This window comes from Streptomyces sp. cf386, assembly GCF_900103585.1.
Taxonomy (GTDB): Bacteria; Actinomycetota; Actinomycetes; order Streptomycetales; family Streptomycetaceae; genus Streptomyces.
Window position 1 is genome coordinate 50,041 of record NZ_FNHV01000003.1, and the last position, 16,488, is coordinate 66,528.

General features: G+C 70.1%; 12 protein-coding genes and 2 pseudogenes. 6 read left to right on the forward strand and 8 right to left on the reverse strand.

The genetic code is table 11. The features are described 5' to 3' along the window. Positions 1–5: 5 nt before the first annotated feature. The 4 genes from BLU79_RS08130 to BLU79_RS08145 form a co-directional block, all read right to left on the reverse strand. Positions 6–1,484, reverse strand: coding sequence for a GntP family permease (locus BLU79_RS08130; RefSeq protein WP_093904982.1), 1,479 nt, complete (start codon positions 1,482–1,484; stop codon positions 6–8). A gap of 118 nt (positions 1,485–1,602) precedes the next feature. Beyond that, entirely contained in the window at positions 1,603–2,013 is a 411-nt protein-coding gene (locus tag BLU79_RS08135; protein ID WP_093904983.1) for a RidA family protein, read from the reverse strand. 22 nt (positions 2,014–2,035) lie between these two features. After that, positions 2,036–2,797: an IclR family transcriptional regulator gene (locus BLU79_RS08140; protein ID WP_093904984.1), complete on the reverse strand. Its 762-nt coding sequence runs from the start codon at positions 2,795–2,797 to the stop codon at positions 2,036–2,038. Beyond that, positions 2,794–3,870, reverse strand: coding sequence for a sugar kinase (locus BLU79_RS08145; protein ID WP_093904985.1), 1,077 nt, complete (start codon positions 3,868–3,870; stop codon positions 2,794–2,796). Before BLU79_RS08145 ends, BLU79_RS08140 begins: the two co-directional genes overlap by 4 nt. A gap of 138 nt (positions 3,871–4,008) precedes the next feature. Between BLU79_RS08145 and BLU79_RS08150 the strand changes: the two genes are divergently transcribed. Then, complete coding sequence (locus BLU79_RS08150) at positions 4,009–5,280, forward strand: amino acid deaminase (RefSeq protein ID WP_093904986.1); 1,272 nt, start codon at positions 4,009–4,011, stop codon at positions 5,278–5,280. A 52-nt stretch (positions 5,281–5,332) separates the two neighbouring features. Beyond that, positions 5,333–6,955: an N-acyl-D-amino-acid deacylase family protein gene (locus BLU79_RS08155; RefSeq protein ID WP_093904987.1), complete on the forward strand. Its 1,623-nt coding sequence runs from the start codon at positions 5,333–5,335 to the stop codon at positions 6,953–6,955. A gap of 4 nt (positions 6,956–6,959) precedes the next feature. On the opposite strand, the gene BLU79_RS08160 is transcribed toward BLU79_RS08155, so the two are convergent. Together BLU79_RS08160 and BLU79_RS08165 are read right to left on the reverse strand one after the other, a co-directional pair. After that, the gene (locus BLU79_RS08160; RefSeq protein ID WP_093904988.1) at positions 6,960–7,895 is read right to left on the reverse strand and encodes a S1 family peptidase; all 936 of its coding nucleotides are present in this window, start codon (positions 7,893–7,895) and stop codon (positions 6,960–6,962) included. 271 nt (positions 7,896–8,166) lie between these two features. Beyond that, positions 8,167–8,997 carry a hypothetical protein gene (locus BLU79_RS08165; protein ID WP_143052472.1) on the reverse strand — a complete coding sequence of 277 codons (831 nt, stop codon included), beginning with the start codon at positions 8,995–8,997 and terminating at the stop codon, positions 8,167–8,169. Between the two features lie 125 nt (positions 8,998–9,122). Between BLU79_RS08165 and BLU79_RS08170 the strand changes: the two genes are divergently transcribed. From BLU79_RS08170 to BLU79_RS08185, 4 genes and pseudogenes are all read left to right on the forward strand, one after another. Further along, positions 9,123–10,334: a pyridoxal phosphate-dependent aminotransferase gene (locus tag BLU79_RS08170; protein ID WP_093904990.1), complete on the forward strand. Its 1,212-nt coding sequence runs from the start codon at positions 9,123–9,125 to the stop codon at positions 10,332–10,334. 103 nt (positions 10,335–10,437) lie between these two features. Further along, a complete protein-coding gene (locus BLU79_RS08175) occupies positions 10,438–10,848 on the forward strand; it encodes an SCO4983 family protein (RefSeq protein WP_093904991.1) in 411 nt (136 codons plus the stop codon). A gap of 93 nt (positions 10,849–10,941) precedes the next feature. After that, positions 10,942–11,796, forward strand: a pseudogene (locus BLU79_RS08180) (VWA domain-containing protein); the annotation flags it as partial. Positions 11,797–11,815: 19 nt separating this feature from the next. Further along, positions 11,816–12,417, forward strand: a pseudogene (locus BLU79_RS08185) (hypothetical protein). Here the strand turns inward: BLU79_RS08185 and BLU79_RS08190 are convergent. Next, positions 12,407–14,140, reverse strand: coding sequence for an Ig-like domain repeat protein (locus BLU79_RS08190; RefSeq protein ID WP_177000934.1), 1,734 nt, complete (start codon positions 14,138–14,140; stop codon positions 12,407–12,409). The pseudogene BLU79_RS08185 and the gene BLU79_RS08190 overlap by 11 nt on opposite strands. A gap of 303 nt (positions 14,141–14,443) precedes the next feature. After that, positions 14,444–16,267, reverse strand: a complete 1,824-nt coding sequence (locus BLU79_RS08195; RefSeq protein WP_093904992.1) for a phosphoenolpyruvate carboxykinase (GTP) — start codon at positions 16,265–16,267, stop codon at positions 14,444–14,446. Positions 16,268–16,488: the final 221 nt, after the last annotated feature.

Below are 16,488 nucleotides of genomic sequence, written 5' to 3' on the forward strand. Positions count from 1 at the left end.
TTGATTCAGACGAACAGGCTCAACACCGCCGCCACCACGAACCCGGCCACCGACAGCACACTCTCCAGCACCGTCCACGTCTTCAACGTGTCCCGCTCGCTGATGCCGAAGTACTTCGCCACGATCCAGAAGCCTCCGTCGTTGACGTGCGAGGCGAAGATCGAGCCGGCCGAGATGGCCATGATGACCAGGGCGATGAAGGGCTGGGAGTGATCGCCCTCGGTGAGGAGGGGGGCGACGATGCCGGCCGTGGTGACGATGGCGACCGTCGCCGAGCCCTGGGCGACGCGGAGGACCACCGAGATCAGGTAGGAGAGGACGATCACGGGGAGGCCGACGTCGTTGAAGGTGTCGGAGAGGGCCTGGGCGACACCGCTGCCCTTGAGGATGGCGCCGAAGACACCGCCCGCGCCGACGACGAGAAGGATGTTGCCGACCGGCTTGAGGGACGAGGTCGACACCGATTCCAGGGACTTGCGGGACCAGCCGCGGCGGATGCCCAGCAGGTAGTACGCGAGCAGCAGGGCGATCGTCAGGGCCACGAACGGGTTGCCGAAGAACTCGATCACCGAGCGGGTGGTGGAGGGGTCCAGGGCGATCGAGGAGAACGTCGCGGCCAGGATCAGCGCCAGCGGCGTACCGATGATGGCGAGGACCGTGCCGAGCGGGACCGGCTTCTCCTGGGGCTCGACCCCGGCCGCCCGCTGCTCGTCGAGCACGGCCTGCTTCGCCTCGTCCGCCGCCTCGACCATGTCCTGCGGCACGGCGACGAAGATGCGCTTGCCGATCCAGGCCGAGAACACCCAGGCGGCCAGCACCGCGGGGATGCCGCAGATGATGCCCATGAGGATGACCCAGCCCAGCTCGACGTGGAGGAGGCCGGCCGCCGCGACCGGGCCCGGGTGCGGGGGCAGGAAGGCGTGGGTCATCGACAGGCCCGCGAGCAGAGGCAGACAGTAGAGGAGGACGGACTTCCCCGAGCGCTTGGCGGCGGCGTACACGAGCGGCGCGAGGACGAAGATGCCGACGTCGAAGAAGACCGGGATACCGAAGATCAGGCCGGTGAGGCCCATGGCGAGCGGGGCCCGCTTCTCCCCGAAGAGGTTGAGCAGACGGGACGCCAACACCTCCGCGCCACCGCTCACTTCGAGGATCGCGCCGAGCATCGTGCCCAGGCCGATGATGATCGCGACATGGCCGAGGATGCCACCCATGCCGGACTCGATGGTCGACACGGCGTCGCTTCGCTGGACCGTGCCGAAGAGTTCGGTGACCGAGAGGCCGGCCATCAGACCGACGGCTATGGAGACCGCGAGGAGGGCCACGAAGGGCTGCAGGCGGACCTTGATGATCAGATAGAGCAGGAGCGCGATACCGATGGCGGCGACGGTCAGGAGACCGGCCGTACCGTCGATCAGGAGGAGCAGGCCGCCGGTGTGGGGTGGTGTCTCGGGGGCGGCGGCCGCGGCGAGCGGATGGGACATTTGGAGGTCCTCTTCGTAAGAACATCGAGCTTTCGGGCAGGGGGGATCGCGGTTCGGCGCCCCAGGGGGGGCGCCGAACCGTTCACGGCGTGCGGGAGTTTCGAGGGGAGAGGGGAGATCAGCCCAGTACGGCGAGGGCGTCGATCTCGATGAGGAGCCCCGCGGGCAGACCGACGTAGACCGTGGTCCGGGCGGCGGGCGGCTGGGTGAGGCCCTGCTCCTCGAAGTAGGTGTTGTAGATGTCGTTCATCTCGGCGAAGTGGGCGACGTCCGTCAGATAGACGCGGATCATCATCACGTCGTCCCAGGAGGAACCGCCCTCCTCCAGGATCGCCTTGACGTTGGCGAGGGTCTGGAGGGTCTGCTCGCGCAGGGTGGGGCCGGCGGGCGTCGGGGGCTGCCCCTCGACCGCGGGGAGGAACCCGACCTGGCCGGCGACCTGGAGGATGTTCCCCTTGCGCACGCCGTGCGAGAACTTCGCGGGCGGGGTGGTGTGGGTCTTCGGGGTGAGTGCGATCTTCTCGGTCATACGGGTTCCTTGCCGTCCTCGGTCATACGGGGTTCTTCGCTGAGTTCCTGCCGGAGTACTCGCCGCTGATGTCGTCCGCCGTACGGCGCACCAGCGGGAGCAGGGTGAGGAGTTCGTCGGCGGTGACGACGACGTTCGGCGCGGAGACCGACATCGCGGCGACGACCCGGCCGTCGGCACCGCGGATCGGCGCGCCGACGCAGTTGATGGACTCCTCGTGGCCACCGAGGTCGGTGGCCCAGCCCTGTTCGCGCACCTTGGCCAGTTCCCTGAGGAACGCGTCAGGATTCGGCGTCGAACGGGCCGTGTACATGGGGTAGTCGAGCTTCTCGGCGAGGGCGCGGCGCTCGTGCTCGGGCAGATCGGCGAGCAGCAGCTTGGCGACGGCGGCGACGGTGATGGCCACCGGCTTGCCGATCCGCGAGTACATCCGCACCGGGTACCGGCTCTCCACCTTGTCGATGTAGAGCACCTCGTCCTCCTCGTACACGGCGAGGTGCACGGTGTGGCCGCAGCTCTCGTTCAGTCGTACGAGGTGGGGGTGGGCGATCTCGCGGATGTCGAGGTTCTCCATCGCCTCCTGGGCGAGGGCGATGAGGCGGGCGCCGAGACGGTAGCGCTGGTCGGACTGGCGGTAGACCAGGCCGTGCTCGTGCAGGGTGCGCAGCAGCCGCAGGGCGGTGGACTTGTGCACCCCCAGCCGGTCGGCGACCTGGCCGAGGTCGGCGGGCCCCTCGGCGAGCAGCGGCAGGATGCTCAGCGCACGGTCGACGGTCTGGCTCATGGCGTACGTACCTCCTCGTCGGCCCGCTCAGCGGCTTGCGTCCAGCCGGGGCCGAGTCGAAGTTTCTCCCACCCGGCGTCGTCGAGGGCGACCAGGCGGTCGGCGTGGTCGCGGGGAGGGGGTGCTGCGAGGTCGCCGGGGGTGGTCAGGGCGGCGGCGGCCCAGAGGTGCCCGTGGCGGAGGCGGTCGCGGAGGGGGAGGCCGCGGAGGGTGGCGGAGAGGAAGCCGGCGGCGAAGGCGTCACCGGCACCGATGGTTGCCACGACGTCGACGGCCAGGGCGGGTTCGAAAGTGACCCGGGTGAGAGCCCCCAGCCTCTCGCCTCCCGGAGCCGACACGAATGCCGTAGCCCCCGCTCGTCCTTGCTTCACCACCAACACCTGCGGCTCGGGCAGCACGGCACGCACTGCCTCTGGCCCTCCAGTGACCCCCCAGGCCTCCTCCGCCTCGTCCTCGCCCACGAAGACCAGATCGCAGTCGCGGGCCAGCTCCAGCAGCACCTGCGGACTGTCGGCGTCCCGCCACAGCCCCGCCCGGTAGTTCACGTCGAAGGACACCAGCGGACGGTCGGCCGCAGGAGCCGTCAGCTCGCGCAGCAGCCCCAGGCACTCCGCCGACAGAGCCGCAGTGATCCCCGACAGATGCAGCACCTGCCCCGACCGCACCGCCCCCAGGTCCACGTTGTCCACGGACATCGCCGACGCCGCCGACCCCGCCCGGTAGTACGCCACCTCGTGCGCGTCCGTCGCCCGGTCCCCCGCCGTACGGAAGTACACGCCGGTCGGACGCGCGGCATCCCTCCCCACGGCCGAGACATCGACGCCGTGGTCGCCGATCGCCTCCACCAGGTGATCGCCGAAACCATCCGCCCCCACCCGGCTCACCCACCGCACCGCATGCCCCGCGGCAGCGAGCCCGCACGCCACGTTGGACTCGGCCCCGCCGATCGCCCGCTCGAACGAGGGCACATCGGCGAGGCGCCCCGGTCGTGTCGGCAGGAACGTGACCATGGACTCGCCGAGCGCGACAACGTCGACGACGTCGAGGGCATTGCAGGGTCCGGTGATGGTCACGATGGTCGTAGCTCCAGGTCTTGTGCGGGTGGATCGGCGGCTCCGTTGACCCGCGGTTGGCCGAGATGTTAGACAGCCGTAAGCGATATACGCAATGAGTGTTGCAGAGATTGCAACCTCGCAGATCAGGGAGGTTCCATGAGCAACGAGGCACTCGCCCGTCTGGCCGAGGAACGCGTCGACCACCGCTTCAAGGGCCTCCCGCCGGACGCCGACGGCCTCACCGTCGCGGAACTCGCCGCCGAGCGCCGCAACCTCTTCACCGGCGGCTTCGCCACCCCCGTCCTCGCGCTCTCCGCCGAGCGCCTGGAGCACAACCTCGACCTCATGGAGACGTACGCCGCCCGCCACGGCCTCGCGTTCGCCCCGCACGGCAAGACCTCCATGGCACCCCAGTTGTTCCAGCGCCAGATCGAGCACGGCGCCTGGGGCATCACGCTCGCGGTGCCGCACCAGGTGCGGGTCGCGCGGGCGTACGGCACCCGGCGGATCTTCCTCGCGAACGAGCTGGTGGACGCGGCGGCCCTGCGCTGGATCGCCGGTGAGCTGGCCGCCGACCCGGACTTCCGTCTCATCTGTTACGTCGACTCCGTGCGCGGTGTGCAGCAGATGGACGAGGCGCTCCGCGGCGCCGGGGCCACCCGTCCGCTGGACGTCGTCGTCGAGTTGGCGGCCGGTGAGGGGGCCCGTACCGGTGTCCGTACCGAGGCGGAGTGCGCCGCCGTCGCGGACGCGGTGGCCGCCGTGCCGACGCTGCGGCTGGTCGGTGTCGCGGGGTACGAGGGCGAGGTCCCGCAGGCGGACCCCGAGCGGGTGCACGCGTGGCTGCGGCGGCTCGTCGCCCTCGCCGCCGAGTTCGACAAGGCGGGCCGGTTCGCCGGCCTGGACGAGGTCGTCGTCAGCGCGGGCGGCAGCGCGTGGTTCGACGCGGTGGCGGACGTCTTCGCCGAGATCCCCGAACTGTCCCTCCCCGTGCTGAAGTTGCTGCGCTCGGGCGCGTACGTCTCGCACGACGACGGCCACTACCGCAAGCTGACCCCCTTCAACCGGGTCCCGGAGGAGGGCGCCCTCGAACCGGCCTTCCGCCTGTGGGCCCAGGTCGTCTCCCGCCCCTCCCCCGACCAGGCCTTCCTCAACGCGGGCAAGCGGGACGCGGCCTACGACCTCGATCTGCCGTTCGCCCAGGTGGTCCGCCGCGACGGCGCCGAGCGCGCGGCCACCGGCATTTCGGTGACCGGCCTGTCCGACCAGCACGCGTGGCTGCGGACGACCGGGGAGGCGGACCTGGAGGTCGGGGACTGGGTCGGCTTGGGGCTGTCGCATCCGTGCACGTCGTTCGACAAGTGGCAGCTGATCCCGGTCGCCGAGGCGGACGGGACCGTCGTCGATTACATCCGCACGTTCTTCTAGAGACACCAGAGACAGGTTCAAGAGACACCAGAGACAGGGGAGGCCATCGGCCATGGAAGAGCTGGTGATCCGGGACGCGGAGGTCGTGGACGGCAGTGGCGGTCCCTCCTACCGCGCCGATGTGGTCGTCGACGGCGGCCGGATCGTGTCCATCGTGCAGGAGGCCGCCGCGGCCGGATGTCAACGGCCGAAGGCGCGCCGGGAGCTGGACGCGGAGGGCCTCGTCCTCTCCCCCGGCTTCATCGACATGCACGCCCACAGCGACCTGGCGTTGCTGCGCGACCCCGACCACAGCGCGAAGGCCGCGCAGGGTGTGACCCTGGAGGTCATCGGCCAGGACGGGCTGTCGTACGCGCCCGTCGACGACCGCACCCTCGCCGAGGTCCGCCGCGCGATCACCGGCTGGAACGGCTCGGGCGACGACATCGACTTCGACTGGCGGACGGTCGGCGAGTACCTGGACCGCCTCGACTCCGGTTTCGAGGGCCGGGGCATCGCCGTCAACGCGGCGTATCTGATCCCGCAGGGCACGGTCCGCGCGCTCGCCGTCGGCTGGGAGGACCGGGAGGCGACGCCGGACGAGCTGGACCGGATGCGGCAGTTGGTCGCGGAGGGGCTGGAGCAGGGCGCGGTCGGCCTGTCGTCGGGGCTGACGTACACGCCGGGCATGTACGCCAAGGACGCGGAGCTGACGGAGCTGTGCCGGGTGGTGGCGTCGTACGGCGGCTACTACTGCCCGCACCACCGCTCCTACGGGGCCGGGGCCCTGCAGGCGTACGAGGAGATGGTGGCCCTGACCCGGGAGGCGGGCTGCTCCCTCCATCTGGCCCACGCCACCATGAACTTCGGCGTGAACAAGGGCCGGGCCCCGGAGCTGCTGTCCCTGCTGGACAAGGCGCTCGCCGAAGGGGCCGACATCTCCCTCGACACCTACCCCTACACGCCCGGCTGCACGACCCTCGTCGCCATGCTGCCGAGCTGGGCGAGCGAGGGCGGCCCGGAGGCGATCCTGGCCCGGCTGGCGGACGACGACACGGCCGAGCGCATCCGGCACCACATGGAGGTCATCGGCGCCGACGGCTGCCACGGTGTGCCCATCGAGTGGGACACGATCGAGATCTCGGGTGTGAGCGAGGCGGCACTCGGGGACTTCGTCGGCCGGACGATCCGGCAGTCGGCGGACGCCCGGGGCGAGGCCGCCTGGGTGACCGCGCGGCGGCTGCTGCTCGACGACCGGCTGGGCTCGACGATCCTCCAGCATGTCGGCCACGAGGAGAACGTGCGGACGATCATGCGGCACAGCGTCCACACGGGCGGCTCGGACGGCATCCTGCAGGGCACGAAGCCGCATCCGCGGGCGTACGGCACGTTCCCGCACTATCTCGGCCGCTATGTGCGGGAGTTGGGGGTGCTGTCGCTGGAGGAGTGCGTGGCCCATCTGACCTCGCGCCCGGCGGCGCGGCTGCGGCTGCCGGACCGGGGGCTGGTCCGCGAGGGCTACCGGGCGGACCTGGTGCTCTTCGACCCGGCGACGGTAGCGGCGGGCTCCTCCTTCGAGGAGCCGCGCACGCTACCGACGGGCCTCCCGTACGTCCTGATCGACGGCCGTTTCGTGATCGACGACGGCCGCCGTACGGACGTACTGGCGGGACGGGCGATCCGTAGAACCGCCTAGCCGGTTACGGCTTGGGCAGCACGCACCCGCTGGCGCTCAGGTCGAGCTTGTTGTCGACGCCGAAGCAGGCGTGGATCTGGTAGATCTCCTGGGCGTAGTTGATGCCCTGGCGGACGGTGACGTTGCCGCTCTCGTCCACCTCGCACGGGTTGTTGACCGTGCAGCGCTCGCCGTCCTCGTTGCCGGTGTTGTTGACGGCGACGACCTGGTTGGTGGCCTGGTCGATGACGGGAGAGCCGGAGGTGCCGCCGATGGTGTTGCAGGCGGAGGTGTAGCGGACCGAGTCCTTGAAGGTCCAGTCGCCTTCCTTGAGCTGGTACGCGAATCCGTCGATGTTGCAGTTGTACAGCCGCTTCCAGTAGCCGGAGGCGACGGTGATGGCGGTGCCCTTGACCGGGTGGGTGTCGGCCACGGTGAGCGGGTCGATGCTGTACGAGCTCTTGATCTGCGCGTACGTCGTGGTGAGTTGGTAGAAGGCGACGTCCGTGTCGGTCATCGTCCCGTAGGCGATCTTGCTGGCCCGCAGGGTGGCGACCCGGCTGCCCGAGGCGTTGAGCAGTCCGAATGTACGGCTGGAGGCCTGGTCGACGACGACATCGCCGGGTCCCGGCATGCCGGTCTCCAGACAGTGGCCGTTGGTCATCACCAGCGCCGGGTCGTTGGCCTCCGTGTCCGGGAAGCGGACGACGGAGCCGGAACAGTTGCTGAGCGCGACGGTGCCCGCGAAGCTGACGGCCTGGGCCTTTGGGTTCCGGTTCAGGACCTGGCCGAGGGTGTCCGCGGTGGAGGCGACGGTGTCATTGACCACCGACGTGACCGAGCCCGTGTCCACGCTCTTGCCGAAGGAAGCGGCCGAATCCACGGGAGCCGCGACCGCGGGTGCGGCGCCGGCCCCGGCTATCGCCAGGGCGAGGAGGGCGGCGCCGAGCGGTTTTCTCATGTGGGGGTCCCCTCATACGAGGAGGGTGACCGAAGAATCTCCGGCCACCCGCACTTTTGTCATGCGCATTCTCACGCAGGAGGGGGGTGCGGACAAGGACTTGATTACCGGTGAGTTCGGGCCGTAGGGCTTTCCCTATCACGGCGGTTGAGGGATACCGGGCCGACGGCGCAGGACGTTCACGAGAGGGCGATGGGATCACCACAGTCGGGGCGCTCGGGGCGGTCACCCGCGCTTCACGCGCCGAGTGCCATCCCCACCTCCCCGGCCTTCATTCGGGCTTCTTGGTGTTTCCCTGCCCCCGCCCCGGATTGCCGTCCGAGTTGCCCGGCAGGGTCGCGGTGGCCGTGGCGGTGGGTGCGGAGGGGGCCGTGGCGGTGGCGGTCGGGCCGGTCGAGGGCTCATCCGTCTTGCCGTCGTCGTCGGTGTCGTCCGACGCGGACGGGCTCGCCGAGGTACTCGGGGAGGTGGTTCGCGACGGATCGCCGCCCTCGGAGCGACGGGCACCGGCCGACGCACCCGAGGAGAGCTCCTCCGGCGCCGCCGAGTCGCCGGACGTCGTGCTCGTCCGGTCGCCCTTGGTCTTCGCGCCACCCTCCGACGAGGACCCGGACAGGGAGAACCCGGCTATCAGCGCCCCGACGGACAGCGCCCCCACGACACCGGCGGCCACAGCGACGCGCCGCGAACGCCAGAGGCCGGGCCGGACGGCGGGCTGGTGCCGGCCTCGGTGGCTGCGGCGGCCGCCGCGTTCCGCGTCGTAGTCGTCGGCGTAGTCGTAGCCGTCCTCGTAGACATAGTCGTAGCCACCGCCGGATCCGGAGGCGCCGCCGGCACCGCGGCCCTCATGGACACCGTCCGCCTCGCCGACCACCCGAGGCAGCTCGGCCGTCTCGTCGTATGCGTTCTGCCACCCGTGGGCGGCCGCCGGGTCGGCGTACGCCTCGTACTCAGGGGACGGCTCAGCCTGCGGGTGATACACGTTCAGCGCCTCGGGCTCATCGGCCGCCCGGCTCCCGCCAGGGGTGTCGTACGCACCGGGCGTACCGTTCGCGGCGTTCACCCCGTACGTTCCGTTCTCGTGGTCAGACGGCCTGGACATGACCGCGCATTCTAGGGACGGGAGCGCCCACGGGACAGCTACCGGCGATAACAGCCCAAACCCACGCGTCTCACGTGTCGGAAAACACGGCCCAAGGGGCTTTACCGAGCCGTAAGCTCCTTGACATGCAGGTGATCCAGTCGACCAAGCTCGCCAACGTCTGTTACGAGATCCGGGGCCCGGTGCTCGAGGAGGCGATGCGGCTCGAGTCGGCGGGGCATCGGATCCTCAAGCTGAACACCGGAAACCCGGCCGCGTTCGGCTTCGAGTGCCCGCCCGAGATCCTGGAGGACGTCCTCCGCAACGTGTCGTCGGCCCATGGCTACGGCGACGCGAAGGGCCTGCTGGCCGCGCGCCGGGCCGTCGTCATGCACAACCAGACCCTCGGCATCGAGACCGACGTCGAGCACGTTTTCATCGGCAACGGCGTCTCCGAGCTGATCGTCATGGCCATGCAGGGGCTGCTCGACGACGGTGACGAGGTGCTCGTCCCCGCCCCCGACTACCCCCTGTGGACCGCCGCCGTGTCCCTGTCCGGCGGCACCGCCGTCCACTACCGCTGCGACGAGCAGTCCGACTGGATGCCCGACCTCGCCGACATCGAGCGCAAGGTCACCGACCGCACCAAGGCCATCGTCGTCATCAACCCCAACAACCCGACGGGGGCGGTCTACGACGAGGCCATGCTCCGGGGACTGACGGACATCGCCCGGCGGCACAACCTCCTGGTCTGCTCCGACGAGATCTACGACAAGATCCTCTACGACGACGCCACGCACACCCCGACCGCCGCTGTCGCCCCCGACCTGCTCACCCTCACCTTCAACGGCATGTCGAAGGCGTACCGGGTCGCCGGGTACCGGGTGGGGTGGATGTCGATCTCGGGCCCCCGCGCCCACGCCGACTCCTACATCGAGGGCCTCACGATCCTCGCGAACATGCGGCTGTGCGCGAACATGCCCGGTCAGCACGGGGTCGTGGCCGCGCTCAGCGGGCGGCAGTCCATCAAGGACCTGGTGCTGCCCGGGGGGCGACTGAAGGAACAGATGGATGTCGCCTACGAGCTGCTGACGCAGATCCCCGGCGTGACATGCGTACGGCCGAAGGGCGCGCTGTATCTCTTCCCGCGCCTCGACCCCAACGTGTTCAAGATCAAGGATGACCGGCAGATGGTCCTGGACCTGCTGCGACGCGAGAAGATCATGGTCGTCCAGGGTTCGGGCTTCAACTGGCCGGAGTCGGATCACTTCCGGGTGGTGACCCTGCCGACGGTCACGGATCTGCGGGACGCGGTGGGGCGGATCGCGCGGTTCCTGGACGGCTACAGCCAGCCGTGACGCTCACGCTGAGTGTACGCGCGGTCCTGTTTTGTGAACCGCTCAACTTTAGACGAAATCTAAGCTAGGATGGTTTCCTGTCAGCGCACAGGAGGCCATCCCCATGTACGAACCGATCCGCACCAAGTCGGTCCACAGCACGATGGCCGGCGACCCCACGGACTTTCCGCATCGCTCGCGTGAGGAAGAGCTGGACATTCAGCTCGCGAGCCATCTCGCTGCGCTGCTTGCCGTGACGGATGAGTTGCGCGCGGCGGCGCCCTCGGAGGACCTGGACGTCGCGGCCGAGCGGCTCGCCGGCCAGGTGGCCCGGCTCCGGGAGGGACGTAAGCCGGCCCGGGCGGCCGGCTCCGCCACTGACCCGAGGGTTGCGGCGCTGCACGAGCGTGCGCATGCCCTTGCCGGGCGGGCGTTGGTCGTTGCCGCGTCCCGTGCCGACACCGCTGCCGCGATTCTCGCCGCCGAGCGGATGGATGCGCATGCTGCCGCGCAGGAGCTGACCGGCGTCGGCTGAACGCCCCTTTGAACGGCCCCGGTCCGCGTGCACCCGCAGCGACGCGCGGACCGGGTGCCACAGCTCTGCGTTGGCCTTGGCCGCGTTCGCCGTTCCGTCCTCAAGGGCATCCCGGGCCTCACCGTGATCCGCCCCAAGGACGGCGTCGTCACCGCCGACCACCCGCTCTCCTCCCTCGCCTCGACGAACGCCGCGACCCGCGACGACGTCCGCCGCCTCACCGAGGCCCTGCGCACCGAGGACGTCCAGCGGCTGATCACCGAGCGCACCCATCGCCGCCCGGTGGTCGCCTCCGTCCCGCCCGCGTCCGGCCTCGACACCGGCCGTCGGCGCGAACTGCCCTTCCCGGGCAGCCGTTCCGTCGCCGACGGACTGCTCGACGCGTACGAGAACGAGCTGCGCCGCCCTTCCAGGACGGTCTACGTCCTCGACACCTCGGGCTCGATAGAGGGCGACCGCCTGGAACAGCTGAAGCGGGCGCTCACCGACCTCACCGGCGACTTCCGCGAACGCGAGGAGGTCACGCTGATGCCCTTCGGATCGGGGGTGAAGAGCGTGCGCACCCATGTCGTGGAGCCGGCCGACCCGAAGGCCGGGCTGGACGGGATCCGCAAGGACACCGAGGCGCTGTCGGCCGAGGGCGACACCGCGATCTACACCTCGCTGGAGGCGGCGTACGACCATCTGGGCACCGGCCGGGACACGTTCACGTCGATCGTGCTGATGACGGACGGCGAGAACACCACCGGCGCCGAGGCGGCGGACTTCGACGCCTTCTACGCCGGGCTCGACCGCGACCGGCGGGAGACGCCCGTCTTCCCCATCCTCTTCGGCGACTCCGACGAGTCCGAGCTGAAGCACATCGCCGAGCTGACCGGCGGCCGCCTCTTCGACGCCCAGGAGGGCTCGCTGGACGGCGCCTTCGAGGAGATCCGTGGCTACCAGTAGGACGGCCGCCGGTAAGGCGTTGGCGTATCTGGAGTCCCGCAAGAACATCGCGGGCAGCGCGTGCGGGCTGGTCGGCCTGGTGCTGACGTTCACGGGGGTGGCGGGCCCGTACTGGCCCGTCGTGGTCGCGGGACTGTACGGCGCGGGAGCGCTGATCGCCCCGCCGGAGCGGCCCGCACCGCCCGACTTCCCGGATCCGTCGGCCCAGCTCGACGAGTTGCGGGCGACTTCGAGAAGCTGCGCGGCTATCTGACGGACATCGAGCTGCCGGTCACGGCCGCCGCCCGGCTGCGTGAACTCACCGAACTGCTGGCCGCGTTGCTCGACCGGGGCTGGGTGGCCGAACTGCTCGCGCACGATCCGGAGGGCGTGCATGTGCTCTCCCGGATCGTACGGCGCGATCTTCCCGAGGCCGTCGACAGTTTCGTACGGACGCGGTGGTGGACGCGGATGACGCCCGGCACCGAGTCCCCCGAACTGCATCTGGAGCGGCAGCTCGGCCTGTTGAAGAAGGATGCCGAGCGCCTGGCGGCGGGCCTGCGCGAGGCGGAGCCCCGCCGCCAGGAGTCCCACACCCGGTACCTGGAGGACCGGGGCGGGACGGGTGGCATCAGCGCCTGACGTAGACCGTCGCCGAGGCCGTCGACGCCTGGTGCAGGTCGTCGCCGGGCCAGCTCACCGTGTAGGTCGCGTTGCCCCGGGTGCGCGGCAGGTCGTTGATCGTGAACGTGCCGTCGGCGGCGACCGTCACCGACGACAGCGTGCCGGTGCCGAGCCGGTCCGTGCGGGTGACCTTGAGGACCGCACGGTCGGGCAGCGCCTTGCCCTGCGCGGTGAACGTGCCGGTGATCTCGACGCCCGTGCTCAGCGAGCCCTCCTCGGGCGCCGTGAGCGCGATCGAGGTGGGCGCCTTGCCGACGGACACCGTGGTGGTGACGTCCTCGGCGGGGCGGTGGGTCAGGTCGCCGAGGAAGGAGACGGTGTAGGTGGCGTCGCCGACGAGGTCGGGCTCGTCGAGGACGGTGAACGTGCCGTCGTCCTTGACGGTGAAGGTGCCCAGCTCGTGGGTGCCGTTCGCGTCGGTGCGGGTCGCCTTGACCTTCAGGGGCTCGGCGGGCGCCGGGCCGTCCTGCTCCAGCTTGCCGCGCACGGCGAGCGGTTCGCCGGCCGCGGCAGCGGCGGGGCTGTGGGTGAGACCGCCGGTGAAGCGGGCGTCGTACTGGACGGCCGGGGGCTGGATGATGTGCAGCCAGTACTGGCTGCCGGCCGCGTTGGTGGTCACCGCGAACAGCCGGGAGCCGTCCGCCGCCCACTCCAGGCCGCGCGGCACCACCCGGTCGCCGTCGAGGCTGCCCTCGAAGACGAACTCCAGCGGGGCGGTGGAGTCGGTCGGGTCGGCGGGCTGCACCAGCAGGTCCGGCGTCGAGCCGGTGGCCGAGGCACCGCGCGCGATGTACGTGCCGTCGCCGCCGAAGGCGACCGCACTGGCGGTGGCGCCGGACGGGAGCGCCGGGTAGCCGGTCGCCGCGTCCGACAGGTCGGCGGTGTTGAGCAGCCGGGTGCCGGCGGTGGAGTCGGCCACGGCGACCTTGCCGCCGTCGGCGGACAGCGCCAGGTCCTTGAGGTCCAGGGCACCCTTGCCCTCGGCGTCGGCGAAGCGCCGTGCGCCCTCGCGCACGGGGCTGGGGCCGCTGGTGTCGTACACGGTGAGGAAGGGGTCGGCCGCCTTGGCGTTGAGCGGCTGGCCCATGAGCATCTTGTCCCCGGCGCCGGCTTCCAGCAGGAGATCGCCGAAGTCGTTCCAGCCGGTGCGGGTGTGCGTTCCGTTGATGACCGCGTCCAGGTAGGTCTCGGCGGTGGCGCACTGGGAGACGTTGGACGCGAACGGCGTCGTGAAGTAGACCTGGCCGCCGGACTGGGCGACCTCGCGGCCGCAGTAGTCGGTGTTGGCGTAGGCCACGACGGTGCGCTCGTAGGTGGTGGTGTCGATGGCTTCGATCCGGTCGCGCAGTCCGGCGTAGAGCTTGCTGCCGTCGGCGCTGACCGCCAGGCCGGAGACATGGGCCTGGTTGGTGGTGATCGTCGTGAGGCGCTCACCCGCGAAGTTGTAGACGGTGATGGTGCCGGAGTTGAGGTAGTAGCCGACGTTGCTGTCCGCCACGAAGACACGCTGATGGACGTTGTCGACGGCCAGCGCCGAGTACGACGAGATCGGCAGCTTGGCCACGGAGTCGGACGCCGCCGCGTGCGCCGCCGGTGCCGCGGCGACGGTCAGGCCGGTACCGGCGAGTGCGGCGGCGAGCAGCGTGGCCGCGAGACGTCTGGGACGGTGTGCAGTATTCAACTGTGCCCCCCACAGGCTGAATTGAGCGGCACTGGGATCAGTGACACTCCTGTGGAGACCATGAAACAGTGGTGAAGATCCCGCGATCAAGGCGGCGCGACCGCACAGGGGAGCGAATACAGGCGAAGGCCTGCCGCCGCGCTCCTCCCATCGGGGCGGACGGGAACGCGCGACGACAGGCCCCGAGCCCCGCACGCCGTTGTACGGAACCTCGCCGGTCTGTGATGCACCGCGGCCGGCCGTGACGATATTGCTGGTCAGGGCACGATCGGAGCCGGCCGCGGCGTTTAAGGGAGGGCTACCTCAGCCCAGGCGCGCAACCAACGCGCGGTACTCGTCCCACAGCTCCTTCGGCGTGTGCTCACCGAAGGTGTTGAGGTGGTCGGGAACGAGCGCGGCCTCCTCGCGCCAGACCTCCTTGTCGACGGTGAGAAGGAAGTCCAGGTCGGAGTCCGACAGTTCCAGACCGTTGGTGTCGAGGGCGCCCTTCGCCGGCAGGATGCCGATCGGGGTCTCGACGCCCTCGGCCCTGCCGTCGAGGCGCTCGACGATCCACTTCAGGACGCGGCTGTTCTCGCCGAAGCCGGGCCAGACGAACTTGCCCTCGTCGTTCTTGCGGAACCAGTTGACGTAGTAGATCTTCGGCAGCTTGGCCTGGTCCTTGCCCTGGGCGACCTCGACCCAGTGGGCCATGTAGTCGCCCATGTTGTAGCCGCAGAAGGGCAGCATCGCGAACGGGTCGCGGCGCAGCTCGCCGACCTTGCCCTCGGCGGCGGCGGTCTTCTCGCTGGCCACGTTGGCGCCGAGGAACACGCCGTGGTTCCAGTCGAAGGACTCCGTCACCAGCGGTACGGCGGTGGCGCGCCGGCCGCCGAAGAGGATCGCGGAGATCGGCACGCCCTTGGGGTCCTCCCACTCGGGCGCGATGATCGGGCACTGGGAGGCCGGGACGGTGAAGCGGGCGTTGGGGTGGGCGGCCGGGGCGTCCGAGGACGGCGTCCAGTCGTTGCCCTTCCAGTCCGTCAGGTGGGCCGGGGTCTCCTCCGTCATGCCCTCCCACCAGATGTCGTTGTCGTCGGTGAGGGCGACGTTGGTGAAGACGGAGTTGCCCCACAGCGTCTTCATCGCGTTGGCGTTGGTGTGCTCACCGGTGCCGGGCGCGACGCCGAAGAAGCCGGCCTCGGGGTTGATGGCGTACAGGCGGCCGTCCTCGCCGAAGCGCATCCAGGCGATGTCGTCGCCGATCGTCTCGACGGTCCAGCCGGAGATGGTGGGCTCCAGCATGGCGAGGTTGGTCTTGCCGCAGGCGGAGGGGAAGGCGGCCGCCACGTACTTCGACTCGCCCTGCGGCGGCGTCAGTTTGAGGATCAGCATGTGCTCGGCGAGCCAGCCCTCGTCGCGCGCCATCACCGACGCGATGCGCAGGGCGTAGCACTTCTTGCCGAGCAGGGCGTTGCCGCCGTAGCCGGAGCCGTAGGACCAGATCTCGCGGCTCTCCGGGAAGTGGGAGATGTACTTGGTCTGGTTGCACGGCCAGGGGACGTCCGCCTCGCCGGGCTCCAGCGGGGCGCCGACGGAGTGCACGGCCTTCACGAAGAAGCCGTCCTCGCCCAGCTCGTCGAGGACGGCCTGTCCCATGCGGGTCATGGTGCGCATGGACACGGCGACGTACGCGGAGTCGGTGATCTCCACGCCGATCGCGGAGAGCTTCGAGCCGAGCGGGCCCATGCAGAACGGGACGACGTACATCGTCCGGCCGCGCATCGAGCCGCGGAAGACGCCCTTCTCGCCGGAGAAGACGTCGCGCATCGCGGCGGGGTCCATCCAGTGGTTCGTCGGGCCGGCGTCCTCCTCCTTCTCGGAGCAGATGAAGGTCCGGTCCTCGACGCGGGCGACGTCGGTCGGGTCGGAGGCGGCGTAGTAGGAGTTGGGGCGCTTGATCGGGTCGAGCTTCCTGAAGGTGCCCTTCGCGACGAGCTCCTCGGACAGGCGCTCGTACTCGGCCTCGGATCCGTCGCACCAGACCACGCTGTCCGGCTGCGTCAGTTCGGCGATCTCGTTGACCCACGAGACGAGTTCCCGGTGGTGGGTGGGGACGACGGGGGGAGCCGCGATGTCGCGCGCCACGGTTGCTCCTAAGTGAGGGATTTTGTCCTGAATATGCCCTTGTATGCCCCGTGGGGGCCGCGACCCGGATGCTGCGCTGACTGGATCTTCCCGCGCTCATCCGGTGCCGACCGCACTCATTTGATCATCCGACGCGTCTGCGCATATGTCCAGAGGGCGTCACAAGTGAGCGGCGTGAGGATCGCCACTCATCCAGATGTTTTCGATGCGTCACCACGGCT